Here is a 20,061-nt window from a genome sequence, read left to right on the forward strand (position 1 = left end):
CGGCTCCTCGTCCGTGCGGACTAGCAGGCGATTTAGTCCGCTTGGACGAAGAATCGGCAAGGGGGTGCTCCCTAAGGTCACTGGCAGCGGCGGGCTTTCCGCCAACAGAGGAGACCGACATGGTTACAGACAGGATCGATCAGGAGGTGCTCAGCGGCGAAAGCTGGAACCTCTTTTGCGAGCAACTGCGGCGTAGCGGCGAGCAAATATTGCGCGCCGAGGCTCCGACCGATGTGCAGACCCGCGCCGAAGGATTTCGCTATCTCACGCGTTTGCTGCGCATTGCACTGGAAATGCACCTGGAATTTGCCGATCCGGACTTCCCTGGCTTCATCACCCCCTCCCATGAAACCGCGAAAATTGGCGCCGACAACCCCGATAATCTGTATAGCTATGCGCGTCTCAACGGCGCGCACGAGTATCGGGTCAGCGGCCAGCGCGGCAGTGTTGCCTACCTCAGTTTCGGTTCCCAGAAGGGGGGCTACGAGACGGATGGCAAGATGATCCAGACCGGTTTTCTCGATGCCGGCATGTTGCAGTCGGATGCCGAGGGCAACTTCGAAATCATCCTCAGCCAGCATCCACCCGGCATCGGTAACTGGCTGCGGCTCGAACCGCAGAGCAATGCCTTGATTGTCCGCCAAACCTTTCTGGACCGTAGCAGCGAGCAGCCGGCGCAACTGCGCATTGAACGCCTCAATGCCCGCCAGACACCCGAACCGCTGAATGCGCCGCGCTTGCAACAAAGCCTGCAGCGGGTGGGAAGTTTCGTCGAGAACACCGCGCGGTTATTCGCCGACTGGGCTCAGGGTTATCAGAAGCACACCAATCAACTGCCCGCCGCCGACCAGGCACTGTGCCAGTCGGTGGGGGGCGACCCGAACATTTTCTATTACCACTCTTACTGGGCTCTGGCTGATGACGAGGCATTGCTGATCGAGGTCGATCAGGTGCCCGACTGCGATTTCTGGAATGTGCAGATCAACAACTACTGGATGGAGTCGCTCGACTACCGCTACCACCGCATCTGTCTGAACAAACAGTCGGCGCAACTGGAGGCGGATGGCCGCTTGCGCATGATCCTCTGCGGCGTTGACCCCGGTCTGGCGAACTGGCTGGAAACTGCCGGCCATCCCCATGGCACCCTCTGCCTGCGATGGGTGGGAGCAAAGCAGCCGGTGCAGCCAACGACACGCGTGATCAAACTCAATGATCTGAAGGAGCTTGTGCGATGAGTGCCAATGACTTCGCCCTGGATACCTTGCTGGCTGAAGCTTGCGTACGTGCGGGCGGCCTCGACGATTTCGGCCCCGGCGACTTTCGCCAGGGCCTGGTGGTGCTGGCTGACGCCCTGGAAAAAGAAGCGCGGCTATCCGTGTCGGGGCGCGGACTGTTGCGTGAGAAACTGTTGGCGCAACTGGTCAACCGTCTGATCATCGAGGATCACTGTCGGCGTTACCCACAAATCCTCGAGCTGGAAATCAACGACCCACTGGTGATCGTCGGCCTGCCACGCACCGGCACCACGCTGCTGCAACGCACCCTGGCGGTGGACCCGCAGTTCAGCAAGGCGCAGTGGTGGGAAACCCGCTACCCGGCGCCTCTCGACGGGGAGACCGTGGAGCAGCCGTTGCAGCGCCTAGGTCGGGCGCGCGCCGAAGTCGCGGCGATGGTCGAGTTCCTTCCGCAACTGCTGGCCATTCACCCACTGGACGCCGAGCAGCCCGACGAAGAGTTCATGCTGATGGAGCACTCGTTCCTCTGCGCCATGGACTCCTACGTCAACGTCCCCAGCTACACCGCCTGGCTCGACCGTCAGGACCAGACCCAGGTCTACCGTTACCTCAAGCGCTCCCTGCAGTTCCTGCAATGGCAGCAGGCACGTCGTGGCATCGCCCCCGGCCGGCGCTGGCTGCTCAAGAGCCCGCAGCACCTGCATACCCTGGAGCTGTTGTTCGAAGTGTTCCCCGGTGCGCAGGTGGTGCTCACCCATCGCGAACCGGCCAGGACCATTCCCTCGCTGGCCAGCTTCATCCATACCCTGTGGCAGTTGTACAGCGACCAGGCCGATGCCCAAGCCGTCGGCGAGCAGTGGAACCGGCGCATGGCGCGGGCCTTGCGCCATGCCATGGCGGTGCGCGAAGGCATGCCGGCCGGGCGCTTTCTCGATGTGCAGTTCGAAGACACCCTGGCCGCGCCCCAGGCCGTGGTCGAGCGCATCTATCGCTTCGCCGGCCTTGAATGCACGGCAAAGGTTCAGGCAGAGATGGGCCAATGGTTGTCCGTCAATGGCCGGGAAAAACGCGCTGCCCATCACTACAGCCCTGACCAGTTCGGCCTCAGCGACGCGCTGCTGCAGCGTGACTACGCCGAGTACCGCGCCCGGCATCTGAGCGCCTGAGCCTGCCCCATAACAATAAGAGGATTCATCCCATGCTGCTTAAAGACAAAGTCGTGATGGTCTCGGGCGTCGGCCCCGGGCTGGGTATCAAACTGGCCCTGGAGGCCGCGCGCGAAGGGGCGCGGGCCGTGGCCATCGGCGCCCGCGACATGGGCCGCCTGCTTGAGGCACAACAGCGCATCAAGGCGGTCGCCGGGCATTGCGAAGTGCTGTGCGTGGCCACCGATATCACCGATGTGCAGGCGTGCAATCGTTTCGCCGAAGCCACCCTCGAGCAATTCGGCCGTATCGATGCGCTGATCAACAGCGCCTTTTCCCATGGCGGTTTCCAGGCGGTGGACGAGGCGGACAACGACCCGCTGCGCGAGGCCCTGGAGGTCAACCTGCTGGGCTCGCTGAACATGAGCCGCGCGGTGCTGGCGCCAATGCGCGCGCAGGGCGCGGGGGCGATCGTCATGATCAACACCCTGGGCGTGCGCAAACCGTATCAGGGTGGGGCGGCCTATGCCGCGTCGAAAAGCGCCCTGGCAGCCAGCGTGCGCTACCTGGCCAGCGAGCAGGCGGCCCACGGTTTGCGGGTCAACGCTCTGGCCTGTGGCTGGATGTGGGGCGAGCCGGTGCAGGCCCTGGTACGCCAGAGTGCTGTCGCCCGGGGTGTCAGCGAAGAACAGGTGCGCGCTGAGTTCAGTGCCGGTATCCCCGGCGGGCGCATGCGCAGCGACGAGGAGTGCGCCCGCGCTGCGTTGTTTCTGGCATCGGACTACGCCAGTGCGATCAATGGCGCGCAACTCGATGCCAACGGCGGCGAAGTCATGTACTGAGGAGCAGGGCAGATGAACACAATCGATCACTGCGCTTTCAACGGCGATGCCGACGGTCTGTGCGCCCTGCAGCAGTTGCGTCTGGCGGGTGAACTGGATCCGCAGGTGCGCCTGGTCAGCGGGGTCAAGCGCGACATCGAGTTGTTGCGCCGGGTCCAGGCCGGGCCCGGCGAGCGGGTCACTGTGCTGGACGTGGCCCACGAGCAGAACCGCGAGGCCACCCGGCGCCTGCTCGACGCCGGCGCCCGGGTACGCTACTTCGACCACCACTTTGCCGGCGAACTGCCGCGGCATCCGGCATTCGAGTCCTTCATCGACACGGCCGCCCAGGTGTGCACCAGCCTGCTGGTCAACACCTACCTGGACGGGCGTCATCACCGCTGGGCGGTGGCCGCCGCCTTTGGTGACGGCCTGGCCGGCCCGGCCCGGGTGCTGGCGGCGCAGCATGGCCTGGCCGACGATGAGGTGCATGCCCTGGAGGAGCTGGGCCTGCTGCTCAACTACAACGCCTATGGCGACAGCCTGTCGGACCTGCACTTCGAGCCGCTGGCGCTGGCCGCCGAGCTGCTGCCTTACCACGACCCGCTGGACTTCATCCGCCACAGCACAAGCTTCACCACCCTGCGCACCGGCCACTCTGCCGACATGGCTGCAGCCGCAGGCCTTGAACCCTGGCACGAGGGACGGGGCGCGCAGCTGTACCGCCTGCCCGTGCAACCCTGGGCGCGGCGGGTCAGTGGTGTGCTGGCCAACCAGCTGGCGGCCGGTGCGCCACGTAAGGCGATCGGCTTGCTCAGCGCCAGGGCGGACGGTGACTGGGCGTTCAGCCTGCGGGTACCGGAAGAGGCCGGGCTGACGGCGGATGCCTTCTGCCGGCAGTTTCCAACGGGGGGCGGGCGCAAGCGTGCTGCCGGGATCAACCATCTGGCCGAAGCGCAATTGAAGGAAGTTGCCGCACGCCTGCTCGATTGCTATCGCTGAGCAAAGGGCAACGCCCGGACCGGATCTGTCGGGGTGTTGCTTGCCACCAAAAGTCAGCGGTTCAAGCACCTGAACCGCTTGATCCAATATAGCTTGAACGCAGTCGTATATTCCATAAAGCTAGTACAAACTATTTTTATAGTGCGTTTTAATCTATTCAGTATTTTGAATCGATTGGAGCACTTGTCTGTGAACACTAAGGCGCTTTTACCATTTGGCTTGGCATTACTGGCTACCTGCTCGACGGCTTTCGCGGGCGCCACCCTGGATCGCGTAACCAGCAGCGGGGAGCTGACCGGCGTTCTGATGGAAAGCTATCCGCCATTCTCCTTTCTCAATGAACAGAACCAACTGGACGGGTTTGACGTCGATGTCGCCAAGGCCGTTGCGCAACGGCTAGGGGTGAAGCTGAAGCTGCAGACTCCGTCTTGGGATGTCATCGCTGCCGGCCACTGGAACGGACGATATGACATCTGCGTCTGCTCGATGACCCCGAGCAAGGCACGGGCCGAAGTGTTCGACTTTCCGGTGGAGTATTACCAGTCACCGGCGGTGATCGTGGTCAATGCCAAAGACAAGAACATTGTCACGGGCAAGGATCTGTCAGGTAAAAAAGTCGGCGTGATCAGTGCGTCGACCTATGAAGCCTATTTGAACAAGGATCTGGTGATTGAGGGCGCCGAGGACAAGCCGTTGAGCTATCCATTCGAAAGCGTCCAGGTCGCGCCATACGACAACGAAACGGTCGCCTTCCAGGATCTGGCCCTGGGCACCGGCGTGCGCCTGGATGCCATGGTCACTAACCTCATCACCGCTCGCGAACGCATCGCCCAGGATCCTCGCTTCAAAATTGCCGGCGACACGCTGTATGCGGAGCCCAACGTGGTCGCGATCGAAAAGGGCGATCCGCAATGGAATGCCAAAGTCACTGAGGTCGTGACCCAGCTCAAGGCCGACGGCACATTAAGCAAGATTTCACAGAAGTGGATCGGTGCCGATATCAGCCAATGACAGCCCTCAATCCACACCCGGCCAAGACGGCTGTCGCCCCTGAAACCGAGACGCGTCGTTTCAGCCCGATACCTGGTTTTCGCACTCGCCTGTATTTGACCTGGGTAGTGCTGTTTGGCCTGTGCGTCATGTTTTTCATGAGCTTCGATCTGAAGTTCTCGATCATTGTGCAGAAGCTGCCCAACCTGGTCGGCCTGCATTTGGGGCCTGACGGTTTCTTGCAAGGCGCCGCGCTGACACTGTTCCTGTGCTTCTGTTCGATCTGGCTTTCGTTGCTCCTTGGCTTCGTGACGGCACTGGCGCGCCTGTCTCGCAGTGCAGTGGCTTTCGGCGTTGCCAGTTTCTATGCGTCTTTCTTTCGCGGTACTCCACTGTTGATCCAGATCCTGCTGATCTACCTGGGGCTGCCGCAGTTGGGTGTAGTGCCGGGCGCCATCAGCGCGGGAATCATTGCGCTGTCGCTCAATTACGGTGCCTACCTCAGCGAGATTTTTCGTGCCGGCATCATGGCTGTAGCACCCGGACAGCGCGAAGCGGCGATGGCTCTGGGGCTGGGGCCGGCGGCAACGTTCCTGCACATCGTCCTGCCGCAAGCCATGCGCACGATCATTCCCCCGACAACCAGTCAGTTCATTTCAATGCTCAAGGACTCGTCGTTGATATCGGTGATGGGGGTCTGGGAAGTGATGTTCCTGGCGCAGTCGTATGGTCGCTCGTCTTACCGCTACATCGAAATGCTCACCACCGCAGCCGTTATCTATTGGCTCCTGTCCATTGGACTGGAGTTGATACAGAACCGTCTTGAACGCCACTACGGCAAAGGTTTCAAGCATCAGCGCTGACCCGTCCGTTTAATGACTTTTTACAGGTACTACGATGTCCGATCCAAAACCTCTGTTGTTTGCGTTATACGAGCAAGCCAGCGTTGGCTGTGGCGGCGCGCCGAGCCTCTGGACGCACCCGGCCGACGAGCGACTGACCATCAACTCGCTGGGCTACTGGTCGAACCTGGCACGCATCGCCGACCAGGCTCATCTCGACATGCTGTTTTTTGGTGATGTGCTGGGTTTCTACGATGTGTTTGGCGGTAATGCCGACGCGGCCATGAAGTGGGCGGTGGAAGCACCGGCCAACGACCCGTTGATGATCATCCCGGCATTGGCCGCCGTGACGGAAAACCTCGCCTTCGGCGTCACGGTCACCACCAGTTACGAGCATCCTTTCACCCACGCCCGGCGCTTCAGCACGCTGGACCACCTGACCAATGGCCGGGTCGGCTGGAACATCGTCACCTCCTACCTGACCAGCGCCGCTCGCAACTTCGGTCTGGAGCAGATGATCAAGCACGATGATCGCTATGAACGCGCAGATGAATTTCTCGATGTGGTCTACAAACTCTGGGAAGGCAGCTGGGCAAACGATGCCGTGGTTGCCGACAAGTCTCGCCAGGTCTATGCCAAGGGCGATCGCGTGCGACCGATCAATCATGTTGGCGAGCATTATCGGGTGGCCGGGCCGCATTTGACATCCCCGTCACCGCAACGCACACCCTTGCTGATCCAGGCCGGTTGGTCAGGCCGCGGCCGCGAGTTTGCGGCCAAGCACGCCGAACTGATTTTCATCGCCAAGTCCAACCCGCTGGAGATTCGCCAGGGATTGGAAGATATATGGACGCAGGCCAGGGCACGGGGGCGTCATGCCGGGGATGTCAAATCACTGACGGTACTTCGCATCGTCACAGCCAGGACCGAGATCGAAGCCCAACGCAAATATGACGAACTGCAAAGCAACTATCACTTGCAGGCGCAACTGGTGAGTTATGCCGGTGATACCGGTATCGACATCAGCCGCTACGCGGACAGCGACGCGTTGTCCACTCACACCGAAGGCATGACTTCCTATGTGATGCGTCCTGATGGCAGTGGCAAGCCCTTGACCGCCGGTGATGTCAAACAGCGCTTTGCCAAAGTCACCCGGGGCAGTGATCTGATTCTGGTGGGAACGCCGCAACAAGTGGCCGATCGGATCGAAGAACACGCCCGTATTTCCGGCACCAGCGGCTACATGCTCAACCCGCTGATCAGCCCGGGCAGCCTTGAGGACTTCGTTGAACTGATCATTCCTGAACTGCAAAAACGCGGCTTGTATCGTACCCAGCCACAGAGCGGTACTTTCCGTTCGCGGTTACGGGACGATGGCGCCAGCCATTTACCGGACTCTGCCTACGGCGCCTCATTCCGCTTTGATAAAGGTTTTTAGGGCGGGACAGTCCTGAAAAAAAGCGGCTCTCCAGAGGCTAATGCCAGTCAGTTAATCCCGGGACACTGTGGGAGCGGGCTTGCCCGCGAAGAGGCCGGCACATCCAACAAAGATATTGGCTGACCCACCGCTATCGCGAGCAAGCTCGCTTGTATGTTTAGACTTTCAGTGAGCGCCAATCCTGCGGTTGGTCACCATCCCTGTGGGAGCGGGCTTGCTCGCGAAGAGGCCGGCACATCCAACAAAGATGTTGGCTGACCCACTTCTATCGCGAGCAAGCTCGCTCCCACAGTTTTGATCTTCAGTGAACGCCAATCCTGCGGCTGGTCACCATCCCTGTGGGAGCAGGCTTGCCCGCGAAGAGGCCGGCACATCCAACAGAGATGTTGGCTGACCCACCGCTATCGCGAGCAAGCTCGCTCCCACAGTTTTGATCTTCAGCGAACGCTAATCCTGCGGCTGGTCACCATCCCTGTGGGAGCGGGCTTGCCCGCGAAGAGGCCGGCACATCCAACAGAGATATTGGCTGACCCACCGCTATCGCGAGCAAGCCCGCTCCCACAGTTTTGATCTTCAGTGAACGCCAATCCTGCGGTTGGTCACCATCCCTGTGGGAGCGGGCTTGCCCGCGAAGAGGCCGGCACATCCAACAGAGATATTGGCTGACCCACCGCTATCGCGAGCAAGCTCGCTCCCACAGTTTTGATCTTCAGTGAACGCGAATCCTGCGGTTGCTCACAATCCCTGTGGGAGCGGGCTTGCCCGCGAAGAGGCCGGCACATCCAGCAGAGATGTTGGCTGACCCACCGCTATCGCGAGCAAGCTCGCTCCCACAGTTTTGATCTTCAGTGAACGCCAATCCTGCGGCTGGTCACCATCCCTGTGGGAGCGGGCTTGCCCGCGAAGGGGCCGGCACATTTAACAGAGATATTGACTGACCCACCGCTATCGCGAGCAAGCTCGCTCCCACAGTTTTGATCTTCAGTGAACGCCAATCCTGCGGCTGGTCACCATCCCTGTGGGAGCGGGCTTGCCCGCGAAGAGGCCGGCACATCCAACAGAAATATTGGCTGACCCACTTCTATCGCGAGCAAGCTGGCTCCCACAGTTCTGATCTTCAGTGAACGCCAATCCTGCGGCTGGTCACCATCCCTGTGGGAGCGGGCTTGCCCGCGAAGAGGCCGGCACATCCAACAGAGATGTTGGCTGACCCTCCGCCATCGCGAGCAAGCTCGCTCCCACAGTTTTGATCTTCAGTGAACGCCAATCCTGCGGCTGGTCACAATCCCTGTGGGAGCGGGCTTGCCCGCGAAGAGGCCGGCACATTCAACAAAGATGTTGACTGACCCACCGTTATCGCGAGCAAGCTCGCTCCCACAGTTTTGACTTTCAGTGAACGCCAATCCTGCGGTTGGTCACCATCCCTGTGGGAGCGGGCTTGCTCGCGAAGAGGCCGGCACATTTAACAGAGATATTGACTGACCCACCGCTATAGCGAGCAAGCTGGCTCCCACAGTTTGACCTGCTTACTTCAAGTACCACCCCCAAGGCTGGTCGCTGACGTACTCGGTCACCTGTTTGACCTCCAGGTAATTGTGTAGCCCCCATTGGCCCAGTTCGCGGCCGATGCCGCTGTGTTTCATGCCGCCCCAGGGGGCTTCGACGAAGGTCGGTTGCGAGCAGTTGACCCAGACGATCCCGGCGCGCAACTGGTTGGCGACCCGGGCGGTGCGCTGCAAGTCCGCGCTCATCACGGCAGCGGCCAGGCCGAAGCGACTGGCGTTGGCCATTTGCAGCGCTTGCTCTTCGATCTTGAAGCGCTTGATGCACAGCACCGGGCCGAACACTTCTTCGCGCCACAGAATGCTGCTGTGACCAGGCTCGTCGAAAATCGCTGGCTCGACAAAGTAACCTTCGCGCAAGTGCGCCGGTCGCCGTCCGCCCGTGAGCAAACGGGCGCCACTGGCCAGGCCCTGGTCGATGAAGCCGAGCACCTTGTCGTACTGGCCCTGGCTGACCAGCGGACCGAGCAGCACGCCGGGCTGCATGCCTGGGCCAATGCTGATCTTGCGGGTTTCCTCCACCAGCCGTTCGATCAGGCGCGCAGCGATGGTTTCCTGCACCAGCAGACGAGATGTGGCGCTGCACACCTGGCCCTGGTTCCAGAAAATCCCGAACAAAATCCACTCCACGGCAGCTTCGACATCGGCGTCATCGAACACGATAAAGGCAGACTTGCCCCCCAGTTCCAGGCTGATGTTCTTGATGTCGCGGGCCGCCGCCGACATGATTTTCGCGCCGGTGGGCACGCTGCCGGTGAAGGCCAGTTTGTCCACCCCCGGATGCTCGGTGAGCGGGCTACCGGCATCGGCGCCGAGGCCGGTGACCAGGTTCAACACCCCGGCGGGCAAGCCGATACGATCGGCGGCAGCGGCCAGTTCCAGGGCGGTCAGCGGCGTCAGTTCCGACGGCTTCAACACCACAGTGGCCCCGGCTGCCAAAGCCGGTGCAACCTTCCACGCGGCCATCAGCAGCGGGTAGTTCCAGGGAATGATCTGCCCGGCCACGCCAATCGGCTCGTGGCGGATGCGGCAGCGGAAACGCGCGTCCGGCAAGGCCAGCGGCTGATCCTGTTGCTGATCCAGTTCGCGGGCCAACCCGGCGTAGTAGCGAAAACAGGCGATGGCGTCACCAATGTCCCACTGCGCTTCGGGCAAGGGTTTGCCGTTGTCGCGCACTTCCAGTTCCGCCAGCGCCTGCTGGCCACTTTCCAGTTCATCGGCCAGCGCCTCCAGCCATTGCCCGCGCTCGGCGCCGCTGGTCTGGCCCCAGCCATTGTCGAAGGCACGCCGGGCCGAACGCACGGCATGATCGACGTCTTCTTCGGTGCCCGCCGCCACGCGGTGGAAGGCCTGTTCGGTAGCCGGATCAATCACGTCCAGATAGCCGCCCAGGTCCGGGCTGACCCATTCGCCGTTGATATAGAGCTGATCACGCATGGTGCGACTCCTGGACGCCGGTGCGGCGGTTTTGCAGATGGCGGGAAGTGAACAGCAGGGCCAGCGATACGCAGATGATTACCGTGGAAATTGCGTTGATCTCCGGCGTCACGCCACGGCGGATGGAGGAAAAGATGTAGATCGGCAACGTCGTTTCGGAACCGGCAACGAAGAACGCGATGATGAAATCGTCGAAGCTGAAGGTGAACGCCAACAGGAACCCGGCCATGATCGCAGGACTGATCTGCGGCAGGGTCACCCGCCAGAAGGTGTCCATCGGTGGCGCGTACAGGTCCGCGGAGGCTTCCAGCAAGGCCTTGTCCAGGGAATCGACGCGGCTGCGCACGATCACCATCACCAGTGCCATGGTGAAAAGCGAATGCGCGGCGATCACGGTGAAGAACCCCATGTTCAACTTCGGTACCGTTGGCAACCAGCTCGCCAGCAACGGGTTGATCAGGTCGAACAGGCTGATGAAGGCAATCAGCGTCGAGATGCCGATGACGATGCCCGGCACGATGATCGCGCAATAGGTCAGCGCATCGAACAGCATCCGTACCTTGGCGCCGCAGCGCTGCAAGCCGAACACCGCCAGGGTGCCGAACAGCGTGGCGATCACCGCCGAACTGAAGGCGATCAGCGCGCTGTTGCCCAGGGCTTCCATGATGAACGGGTTGCCGAATGCGGTGCCGAACCATTGCACCGAGCAGCACTGGAACGCCAGGCCACTGCGCCCGGCGTTGAAGCTGAACAGCACGATCAAGGCAATCGGCGCGTAGAGAAACAGGTACAGCGAGGTTGAATAGCTGCGCAGCCACATGTCACAGGCCTCCGTCGGCAGGGCGGCTGCCGTAGCGCGCCACCAGTTTCAGATACACGCCGATGATCAGCAGCATCATCGCTACCAACGTCATGGCCAGCGCACTGCCGAACGGCCAGTTGCGCGATTGCAGGAACAGGTCGACCAGCGCGTTGCCGACAAAGAACACCTTGCCGCCACCGAGAATGGCCGGGATCAGGAACTCGCCCATCAGCAGGATGAACACCAGCATCACCCCGGTGATGATCCCCGGCGCGGACAGCGGCAGGGTGATCCGGCGGAAGCTTTCGAAGGCGCTGGCACCGAGGTCCGCCGAGGCTTCGAGCAGGCGTTTGTCGAGTTTTTCCAGGCTGACGTAGATCGGGAACACCATCAGCGGCAGGTAGCCGTAGACGATGCCGATCAGCACCGCCCACGGCGTGTTGATCAGCCGTATATCCTCAAGACCCAGGCTGGCCAGCAGCGCCGGGATGCCCTTGCCGCTGAGGATGAAAATCCACGCGTAGGTGCGGATCAGGAAACTGGTCCAGAACGGCACGATCACCAGGGTCAGCAACAGCGAGCGGTTCCTCGTGACCTTGACCGCAAGGAAGTACGCCAATGGATAAGCCGCCACCAGGCACACCAGCGTGCCCAGCGGCGCCAACATCAGCGTGTTGCTGAAGGCCGCACCGCGAGAACCGAGGTTCAGGTAGTTGGCCAGTGTGAAGCCACCGGCGTAACCGCCCACGGCGCTGCGCTCGCCGAAACTGAAGACCAGGATGATCACCAGCGGCATCAACAACAGCAGCAGGAACCACAGGGTCGAAGGCAAGAGCATCAGCAGGGTAATGCGCCGGCCGAGGCTGCGCCGTTGGCGAACCTCGACCGACAGGGCATGGCCCGGCTGCACCGTTTGCGGGTGGGCGGCGGCATTCATGGGTGACTCCTCATTGGCCATGGTCAAGCGATCAGGCGGACTTGAATCGCGCCATCAGTTCGGCGCGCGCCGGGCTGGTCAGCGTCGCGGCGGCACCGAACTCCAGCGGGCTCAGGGCCTCGGCGGCCGGGTACATGATCGGATCGTCGAGCATCGCCACAGGCAGCAGCGCGTCGACACGCTTGTCGCCGCTCGGGTAACCGTGGCTCAGCACTTCCAGCTTGTTGTGCTGCGGATCGAGCAAGTAGTTGATGAACGCGTAGGCGGCATCCTTGTGCTCCGAGCTTTTGGGAATCGCGAAGAAGTCGCTCCACAACTCGCCACCTTCCTTGCCCAGTTCGAACTGCATTTGCGCATTGTCGCGGTGCAGTTGCGAAGCATCGCCGGTCCAGGACATCGCCAGCCAGGCATCGCCGCTGCGCATCGACGGCTGGATGTCGGAGTTGATCGCGAACAGGTGTGGCTTGACCTCGATCAGCAGCTTTTCGGCATCGGCCAGTTCTTTCGGGTCCAGGGAGTTGAAGCTGTAGCCAAAGCTTTTCAGCGCGTTGCCGATGGCGGTCAACTGGTAGTCGTGGACCATCGTCCGGCCACTGGCCGGGCCTTGGGCGGCGGCCCAGAATTCCTTCCAGCTGGCTGGGCCGTTTTTCAGTTTGCCGGCGTCGTAGAGCATACCGGTGGTGCCCCAGTTTTTCGGTACCGCGTAGACCTTGCCGTCCACCGTGCCCTGTGCCATGAACTTCTGCTGGAACGCCGAGGCATCGAAGTTGGGAATGCGCGATAGGTCCAGCGGCTCGATCAGGCCCAGGCCGACGTAGGTGCTGATGGTGTAGTTGGTCGGCACCAGCACGTCCCAGCCACTGCCGCCGGCCTGCAATTTGGCGAGCATTTCCTCGTTGGAGCCGAACACGCTCATCGACACCCGGGCGCCTGTGGTCTTGCCGAAGGCGTCGAGGTTTTCCTGGCTGTGGTAGTTCGGCCAGGTCGCCAGCGACAGGCGATCACCGAGCCTGGTTTGCTCGGCGGCTTCTGCGGTGGAGGTCAGCAGGCCGGGCATGTTGGTCGCGACCACGGCGGCGGCGATCCCAAGGCCCGTGCGGCCAAGGAACTCACGGCGGCTGATCGAGCCGTTCTGCCAGCGGCGCAGGGTTTTTATAAAAGTCTTCTGGTCCATAGCACGCTCCACATCCGGTTGATGAAACGAATCGATGATTTACAACGCCATGGCCAGGCCATTGGCGTGATCCCAGCCGACGCGCACTGCCGCGCCGTGTTCGAATGCATTGGCGCCGTGATCCTGCTGGCGCGGCACCCGCACGCAAACCACGCCAAAGGCCTGGGTGCGCACGCGGTACTCGGTGGAATTGCCCAGATAAATGCGATCTTCAACGCAGCCCGGCAGCTTCACTTCCCGGGTCATCTCGGCGTTGGCCCCGGCGATGCTGATCAGCTCCGGCCGCACCGCAATGCAACCGGCGGTGTTGGCGCTCAGGGCTTTGCCGGTGGGGGTGAGGGGGCTGGTCAGTTCCAGCCCTTGCTCGGTGCGCAGCACCACGGAGTTGCCGTTGAGCTGGCGCACGGTGCCGTCGAACAGATTGGACTCACCGATAAAGTCGGCCACATAGCGGCTGGCCGGGGCTTCATAGAGTTGTTCCGGAGTGGCGGTCTGGATGATCGAACCGTTGTGCATCACGCTGATGCTGTCACTCATCGACAGGGCTTCTTCCTGGTCGTGGGTGACCAGCACGAAGGTGATGCCGACCTCGCGTTGCAAGCGCAGCAGTTCCGATTGCATCTCCTTGCGCAGCTTGCGGTCCAGTGCGGCCAGCGGCTCGTCGAGCAGCAACACCGTCGGCTTGTTCACCAGCGCACGGGCGAGGGCGACACGCTGTTGCTGGCCGCCGGACAGTTCGCTCGGCTTGCGCTGACCGAAGCCGCTCAGGCGTACCATCTCCAGCGCTTCATCGGCCATGCGCAGTTGCTGTTTTTTGTCAGGGCGCGGGGTGCGATAGCGCAGGCCATAGGCAATGTTCTGTGCCACGGTCAGGTGCGGGAACAGCGCGTAATGCTGGAACACCATGTTCACCGGCCGCTCGAAGGCCGGCACGCCGGCAACGCTCTTGCCGGCCAGACGAACCTCGCCGCTGGTGGGCTGTTCGAAGCCGGCGATCATGCGCAGGGTGGTGGTCTTGCCACAACCCGAGCCGCCGAGAAAGGAATGAAACGAGCCACGCCGCACCGCGAAATTCAGACCGCCGACGGCCTGCACCTCGCCATAGCGTTTGACCACATTGCAGAATTCGATATCGCTTGGCGGGGTGTTGTTCACGAGACGGGCTCCCTTGCAGTGATGAATCAGTGCGTCGGGGGCCAAACTAGCAATCGGGGTTTTGCGGTGTATATATCCCTTGGGGGATAGAAGCGGATTGTTGTAGAAGCGAGCTCGCTCGCGATGGGCTCAAGAGCACTGCGTTGAGCCAGTCATCACGCGTAATCGTTAACGACCATCGCGAGCGGGCTCGCTCCTACAAGGGATTATTGCCAACCGACAGGTATCAACCTGCAAACCGAGCCCAGGGGCGTTGGATCAGCTTGATCCGCCCTGACCACAATCTCCGGATCACCGATAGACCTGTGGGAGCGGGCTTGCTCGCGAAGGCGGTGTGTCAGGCAACATAGGTGTCGGCTAAAAAACCACTTTCGCGAGCAAGCCCGCTCCCACAGGGGGGCTGTTGACTGACAGGTATCAGGCTTGCAGCTTGAGGCCGGGGGCCTGCAACGGATCCTCCGTCAGCTCCCGAATAAACAACCCCAGCAACTCCGACTGGCTGCCAATGCCCAGCTTGGCATAGATGTTCTTGCGGTGAATCTTCACCGTGCCGGGGCTGATGTTCAGTTGTTCGGCCACTGAGGCGCTGGAGTGGCCGCGCAGCAACAGTTGAACGATTTCCTGCTCGCGTCCGGTGAGGATGTGCGCGCCGAAGTGGTCGAAGGCTTCGCGGATCTTGAAGTCCAGGTCCTGCGCCGGTCGCGGTTCCTGAGCCTGACGCAAGCGCCAGGCCTCATTGATGACCTGCTCGACCACCGCTTGCGCGCACTCGACCAGTTGCATTTCGTCCCGGCTGAATGCACAGCTGGCGCTGGATCGCATCAGCGACAACACCGCCATGGCGCCACCGCCGAGGTCGACGAAGAACGCCACTTCCTCGGCCAGTCCGGTTTGCTGGTAATAGGTCAGGAAGTACTCGCCGAGGTAGAAGTGGTCGGGGGCGAACTGGCGCAGACGCCACAGCCCCGGCGCCTGCCCACGGGTACAAGCCAGGTAGAAGGGATCCAGCAGGTAAGGCCCGCACTGATAGTCGTCGACATACACCGCCCGCTTGTCCGCCGAGAACGTATCGAACAACGCCAGTGGCCGGTGATTGCCTTCGTAGACAAACAACACGAAATGATCGACCGGGCAGATTTGCCGAAGCCAATGGCTCAACCCCGACAACCGCCCATGCCCGGCAGGCAGGTCGAGCAGGTGGGCGACACCGGTGGTCCAGAGTTTCAGTTCCTTGGGGCGCATGGCGGCTACAGGCAGAAGAGGATGGCCTTTGGATGCACAAAGTACGCCATGGCGGGCGACCCCGTGTAGAGCGGGGTGGCGGACGGCAGGGCGTTTAAAAGACGCACCGCATTGGGGCCGGGTGTTACCGAGTGCTACAGGGCTGGTAGCAGAAATGATCAGGTGGTTGAGTTATGTTGGACGATCTGGATGAGATTGCCGCAGGTGTCGTCCAGTACCGCGAGGGTGACCGGTCCCATCACCGTCGGCGGGCGGGTGAATTGAACGCCGGCGGCGCTGAGCCGGGCATATTCGGCTTGCACGTCTTCAACGCCGAAAAACGTGCAGGGAATGCCGTCCTGCTTGATCGCGCTCTGGAACGTCTTTGCCGCGCTGTGGGCATTGGGCTCCAGCAGCAGCTCGACGCCATCAGGGTCGCCGGGAGAGGTCAGCGTCAGCCAGCGATGTTCACCCATGGGGATATCGTGCTTGAGTTCAAAACCGAGCACATCCCGGTAGAAGGCAAGTGCCTTGGCCTGATCATCGACGAGCACGCTGGTGACTACGATTTTCATGGGTTTTTCCTCCTGATGGCCGAATCGCAAGACCGAAAGGGTGCTCTGCTTTTCAGGAGAACACCACTTGGCTATTTACGCTCGCGATGAACGTTGTCCAGTAGACGGCAGCAGTATGGTCAGAATCCCCAGCAACGGCAGGAACGAACACAGCGTGTACACGTACTCGATGCCATGGATATCCGCCAGGTGCCCCAGCAGCGCGGCACCGATCCCGCCGAAACCGAACATCAGGCCGAAGAATACCCCGGCGATCATGCCGACGTTGCCGGGCACCAGTTCCTGGGCGAAGACCACGATGGCCGAGAACGCCGAGGCGAGGATGAAGCCGATGATCATGCTCAGCACACCCGTCCAGAACAGGTCGACGTAGGGCAGGGCGAGGGTGAAGGGCGCGGCGCCGAGGATGGAAAACCAGATCACCTGCTTGCGGCCGATCCGGTCGCCGATCGGGCCACCAAAGAACGTGCCCGCCGCGACGGCGCCAAGAAACAGGAACAGGTACAGCTGTGAACTGGCCACCGACAGGTCGAACTTCTCGATCAGGTAGAAGGTGAAGTAACTGGTGAAGCTGGCCATGTAGAAGTATTTGGAGAACACCAGCAGCGCCAGCACCACCAGGGCGAACGTCACCCGCCGTTTCGACAGGCCGTGGGTGGCCTTGCTGCCTTGCTTGAGCTTGAACAGGTTCAGGTGATTGCGGTACCAGCGGCTCAGGCCGTATTGCACGAGGATGGCAAACACCGCGAACAGGCCGAACCAGGCGACGTTGCCCTGGCCATAGGGAATGATGATCGCGGCGGCCAGCAATGGGCCGAAGGCGCTACCGGCGTTGCCACCGACCTGGAAGGTCGACTGCGCCAGGCCGTAGCGACCGCCCGAAGCCAGGCGCGCCACCCGCGAGGTCTCCGGGTGAAAGGTCGACGAACCAACCCCCACCAGTGCCGAGGCCACGAGAATGGCCGGGAAGCTGCCGACCATCGACAGCATCAGAATACCGATCAGGGTGCAGACCATGCCGGCCGGCAACAGCCACGGTTTGGGATGACGGTCGGTGTAGAAACCGATCCACGGTTGCAGCAGCGAGGCGGTGAGCTGGAAGGTCAGGGTGATCAGACCGACCTGGGTGAAGCTCAGGCCATAACTGGCCTTGAGCATCGGGTAGATCGACGGCAGCACGGCCTGGATCAGGTCGTTGATCAGGTGCGCCAGGGCACAGGCACCAATGACACGCATGACCAGCGGGCTGGCCTGGCTGGCCACCGAAGCGGTGTGTGAGGGTGAGCTCAGGGTAGTGGTCGACATAGGCGAGTTTCCGGATAAAAACGCGAACTGCGAACGCAAGGCGCAGCCAATTTCAGGGTTCGGCGTTATCCTAGGGGCCTCAACGGCGCCCGTCTCGCGCAACTCGGGCATGGACCATCGCAAAAAGGGCGTCATGATCAAACCATTGCAGACATTTCTCGCGGAGATCGACCAGGGCGGCTGGAGCGTACGCAGCAGTGCGACCGACTACCCGGAAAACTGGTTCATCCCGCCGCACTCGCATGAAAAGCATCAACTGATCTATGCCATCGAAGGCGTGATGGTGGTGCACGCCGCCACCAGCCAATGGACGGTGCCGCCGAGCCGTGGCATCTGGATGCCGAGTGGTGAAGTGCATTCGATTCGCTGTGTGGGGGCGATCAAGATGCGCAGCGTTTTCGTGCGCCCCGACCCGAGCCTGGATCTGCCCGCCGAAACCCGGGCGGTGAGTGTTTCCGCGTTGCTGAGCGAGCTGATCAAGGTCTCGGTCGATTTCGACTTCGCCTGCAATCCGGACTCGCGGGAAGCCCGGGTGCTGCGGCTGATCCTGGATGAACTGACGATCCTGCCGACCTTGCCGTTGAACCTGCCGCAGCCCGCCGATCAACGTATCAACCTGATCTGTAGCGCGTTGCAGCGTGACCCTGGGGATGGCTCGACGTTGTCGGACTGGAGCGCCCGGTTGAGCCTCGACGCCAAAACCATCCAGCGCAGGTTTCGCAAGGAAACCGGCATGACTTTCGGCCAATGGCGCCAGCAAGCGCGACTGCTGTTGGCGCTGGAACGGATAGCCGTCGGGGAGAAGATCATAGACATCGCCGGGGAGCTGGGATACGACAGTCCAAGCGCATTCACGACCATGTTCAAGAAGCAGTTCGGCAAGACGCCGAGCGATTTTTTCAAGTGATGGAAAGGGTGTTCTCTTGCACAAGAGAACACCCTTGGGTCACCGGCACCGCGTCAAACAAAAAGCCGCAACAGTATCGTCGCCAGAATCACCGTCGAGGCACCGCCAATGCGCGTGGAGATTTGCGCGAACGGCATCAGCGACATGCGGTTGGAAGCCGAGAGGATCGCCACGTCTCCGGTGCCGCCCAGGCCGCTGTGGCAGCAGGTCACGATGGCCGATTCGATGGGGTACATCTTCATCAGGTTGCCGATGAAGAAGCCGGCTACGGTCATCGACACCACCACCGAGACGCATACCAGCACGTAGCCGACCGAGAACACTTTCACCACACTGTCCAGCGGCACGTAGAGCATGCCCAGGCCGATCATCACCGGCCAGATGAACGCCGATGACACCAGTTTGTAAAAGCTGTTGGCGCCTTTCTCGAGTTTTTCCGGCAGCACCCGAAGGTACTTAAACAGCACCGCCGCGAGGATCATCATCACCGGGCCGGGAATGCCCACGACTTTTTCCAGCAGGCCGCCGAGGACGAAGAACGCACAGATTACCAGCACCCCTGCACCCATGACGCGGAAGTCGACAATAGTGCCTGTGTCTTCCTTGACCAGGAATTGGTCATTCTCGTCCTTGGCGCGAATCAGCGAGCCTTCGCCATTGATGGTCGGGCGCTTGAGGGCCAGGCGCGCCAGGTAACCGGCACAGATGATCGCCACGATGTTGCCGACCACGGCGGCGGGCGCCAGTTGAGCCACGTAGATATCCGGCGTGCCGCCGAGGATTGCCGAGTAGGCCAGCGACAGGGGCAGTATCCCTTCGCCGATCCCGCCGCCAATGATTGGCACGATGATGAAAAAGAACGTGTGGTGGAAGCTGTAGCCGACCAACTTGCCAACGATCAACCCGCTGGCAACGGCGGCCAGGGTGCCGACGAGCAAGGGAATGAACATCCGCAGCATGCCCTGAACCAGAATGAAACGGCTCATGCCCAGAATGCTGCCGACCACCAGGCTGGCGATCACGAAGTAAAGGAAGTTGGCTTCTTTCATCAGCATTTTGGTGGCGTCGATCGTCGCCGGTCCGAAGAAGCCGTAGAACACCAGGAACGATGGCAGCATCAGGCACAGGATGGCACCGCCGCCGATTTCCTTGAGGATCGGCAGGCGCGAGCCCATTTGGCCGAAAAACACGCCCATGGTCATGATGACGGCGAGCCCGCCGATCATGTTCTTGGGCAGGAAGCCCAGATGGGCCGAGAGATAAACGATGACCGCGATGCCGAGAAAGATCGGCAGCGGGATGACGCCGATTTCGTAGGCGCACAGGCTGCGCAGGCGTTGCACAAATCCGCCGTCGGAGGCGGTTTCGATTTTCAGGGATTGTTCATAGGGCTTGTTCATGTCGCGCTTTCCTCATGTTGTTTTTATCGAGGATTCAGAAACCACGGTTGGCCGGGGATGGATTGCCACTCGGTAGATCGATGGTATCCTTCGCTAATAACGCAATAAACAGC

The 20,061-nt window shown here is 61.4% G+C and carries 17 protein-coding genes; 8 read left to right on the forward strand and 9 right to left on the reverse strand.

Annotation, left to right across the window (positions count from 1 at the left end; translation table 11 throughout):
• The first annotated feature begins 119 nt into the window (after positions 1-119).
• The 7 genes from KGB29_RS01260 (at position 120) to KGB29_RS01290 (ending at position 7,473) form a co-directional block, all read left to right on the forward strand.
• Positions 120-1,235: a DUF1214 domain-containing protein gene (locus KGB29_RS01260; protein ID WP_150814514.1), complete on the forward strand. Its 1,116-nt coding sequence runs from the start codon at positions 120-122 to the stop codon at positions 1,233-1,235.
• Complete coding sequence (locus tag KGB29_RS01265; RefSeq protein WP_150814513.1) at positions 1,232-2,401, forward strand: sulfotransferase family protein; 1,170 nt, start codon at positions 1,232-1,234, stop codon at positions 2,399-2,401. The genes KGB29_RS01260 and KGB29_RS01265 overlap by 4 nt, the downstream gene beginning before the upstream one ends.
• Before the next feature lie 32 nt (positions 2,402-2,433).
• Positions 2,434-3,222: an SDR family oxidoreductase gene (locus KGB29_RS01270; protein ID WP_150814512.1), complete on the forward strand. Its 789-nt coding sequence runs from the start codon at positions 2,434-2,436 to the stop codon at positions 3,220-3,222.
• A 12-nt stretch (positions 3,223-3,234) separates the two neighbouring features.
• Complete coding sequence (locus KGB29_RS01275) at positions 3,235-4,203, forward strand: DHH family phosphoesterase (RefSeq protein ID WP_150814511.1); 969 nt, start codon at positions 3,235-3,237, stop codon at positions 4,201-4,203.
• A 189-nt stretch (positions 4,204-4,392) separates the two neighbouring features.
• Positions 4,393-5,214 (forward strand): ABC transporter substrate-binding protein, encoded by an 822-nt coding sequence (locus tag KGB29_RS01280; protein WP_102670069.1) that lies wholly within the window; start codon positions 4,393-4,395, stop codon positions 5,212-5,214.
• Positions 5,211-6,056 carry an amino acid ABC transporter permease gene (locus tag KGB29_RS01285; protein WP_150814510.1) on the forward strand — a complete coding sequence of 282 codons (846 nt, stop codon included), beginning with the start codon at positions 5,211-5,213 and terminating at the stop codon, positions 6,054-6,056. Before KGB29_RS01280 ends, KGB29_RS01285 begins: the two co-directional genes overlap by 4 nt.
• A 34-nt stretch (positions 6,057-6,090) precedes the next feature.
• A complete protein-coding gene (locus KGB29_RS01290; protein ID WP_150814509.1) occupies positions 6,091-7,473 on the forward strand; it encodes an LLM class flavin-dependent oxidoreductase in 1,383 nt (460 codons plus the stop codon).
• Between the two features lie 1,526 nt (positions 7,474-8,999).
• On the opposite strand, the gene KGB29_RS01295 is transcribed toward KGB29_RS01290, so the two are convergent.
• From KGB29_RS01295 to KGB29_RS01330, 8 genes are all read right to left on the reverse strand, one after another.
• Entirely contained in the window at positions 9,000-10,472 is a 1,473-nt protein-coding gene (locus KGB29_RS01295; protein ID WP_150814508.1) for an aldehyde dehydrogenase family protein, read from the reverse strand.
• Positions 10,465-11,292 (reverse strand): ABC transporter permease, encoded by an 828-nt coding sequence (locus KGB29_RS01300; protein WP_057715265.1) that lies wholly within the window; start codon positions 11,290-11,292, stop codon positions 10,465-10,467. The genes KGB29_RS01295 and KGB29_RS01300 overlap by 8 nt, the downstream gene beginning before the upstream one ends.
• Before the next feature lies 1 nt (position 11,293).
• On the reverse strand, positions 11,294-12,211 hold the full coding sequence (locus KGB29_RS01305) for an ABC transporter permease (protein WP_150814507.1): 918 nt from the start codon (positions 12,209-12,211) through the stop codon (positions 11,294-11,296).
• A gap of 31 nt (positions 12,212-12,242) precedes the next feature.
• Positions 12,243-13,385: a PotD/PotF family extracellular solute-binding protein gene (locus tag KGB29_RS01310; RefSeq protein ID WP_150814506.1), complete on the reverse strand. Its 1,143-nt coding sequence runs from the start codon at positions 13,383-13,385 to the stop codon at positions 12,243-12,245.
• Between the two features lie 39 nt (positions 13,386-13,424).
• A complete protein-coding gene (locus KGB29_RS01315; RefSeq protein WP_150814505.1) occupies positions 13,425-14,540 on the reverse strand; it encodes an ABC transporter ATP-binding protein in 1,116 nt (371 codons plus the stop codon).
• A gap of 417 nt (positions 14,541-14,957) precedes the next feature.
• A complete protein-coding gene (locus KGB29_RS01320) occupies positions 14,958-15,782 on the reverse strand; it encodes a response regulator transcription factor (protein ID WP_150814504.1) in 825 nt (274 codons plus the stop codon).
• 158 nt (positions 15,783-15,940) lie between these two features.
• Positions 15,941-16,336, reverse strand: coding sequence for a VOC family protein (locus tag KGB29_RS01325; RefSeq protein ID WP_150814503.1), 396 nt, complete (start codon positions 16,334-16,336; stop codon positions 15,941-15,943).
• Between the two features lie 75 nt (positions 16,337-16,411).
• Positions 16,412-17,641 carry an MFS transporter gene (locus KGB29_RS01330; protein WP_150814502.1) on the reverse strand — a complete coding sequence of 410 codons (1,230 nt, stop codon included), beginning with the start codon at positions 17,639-17,641 and terminating at the stop codon, positions 16,412-16,414.
• Positions 17,642-17,774: 133 nt separating this feature from the next.
• Here KGB29_RS01330 and KGB29_RS01335 point away from each other — a divergent pair, with 133 nt between their 5' ends.
• Positions 17,775-18,548, forward strand: coding sequence for an AraC family transcriptional regulator (locus KGB29_RS01335; protein WP_150814501.1), 774 nt, complete (start codon positions 17,775-17,777; stop codon positions 18,546-18,548).
• Between the two features lie 53 nt (positions 18,549-18,601).
• On the opposite strand, the gene KGB29_RS01340 is transcribed toward KGB29_RS01335, so the two are convergent.
• Positions 18,602-19,948: a 2-hydroxycarboxylate transporter family protein gene (locus tag KGB29_RS01340; protein WP_150814500.1), complete on the reverse strand. Its 1,347-nt coding sequence runs from the start codon at positions 19,946-19,948 to the stop codon at positions 18,602-18,604.
• Positions 19,949-20,061: the final 113 nt, after the last annotated feature.

The sequence above is a fragment of the Pseudomonas sp. BF-B-30 genome (genome assembly GCF_019956305.1).
In the GTDB taxonomy this organism is placed as follows: Bacteria; Pseudomonadota; Gammaproteobacteria; order Pseudomonadales; family Pseudomonadaceae; genus Aquipseudomonas; species Aquipseudomonas jessenii.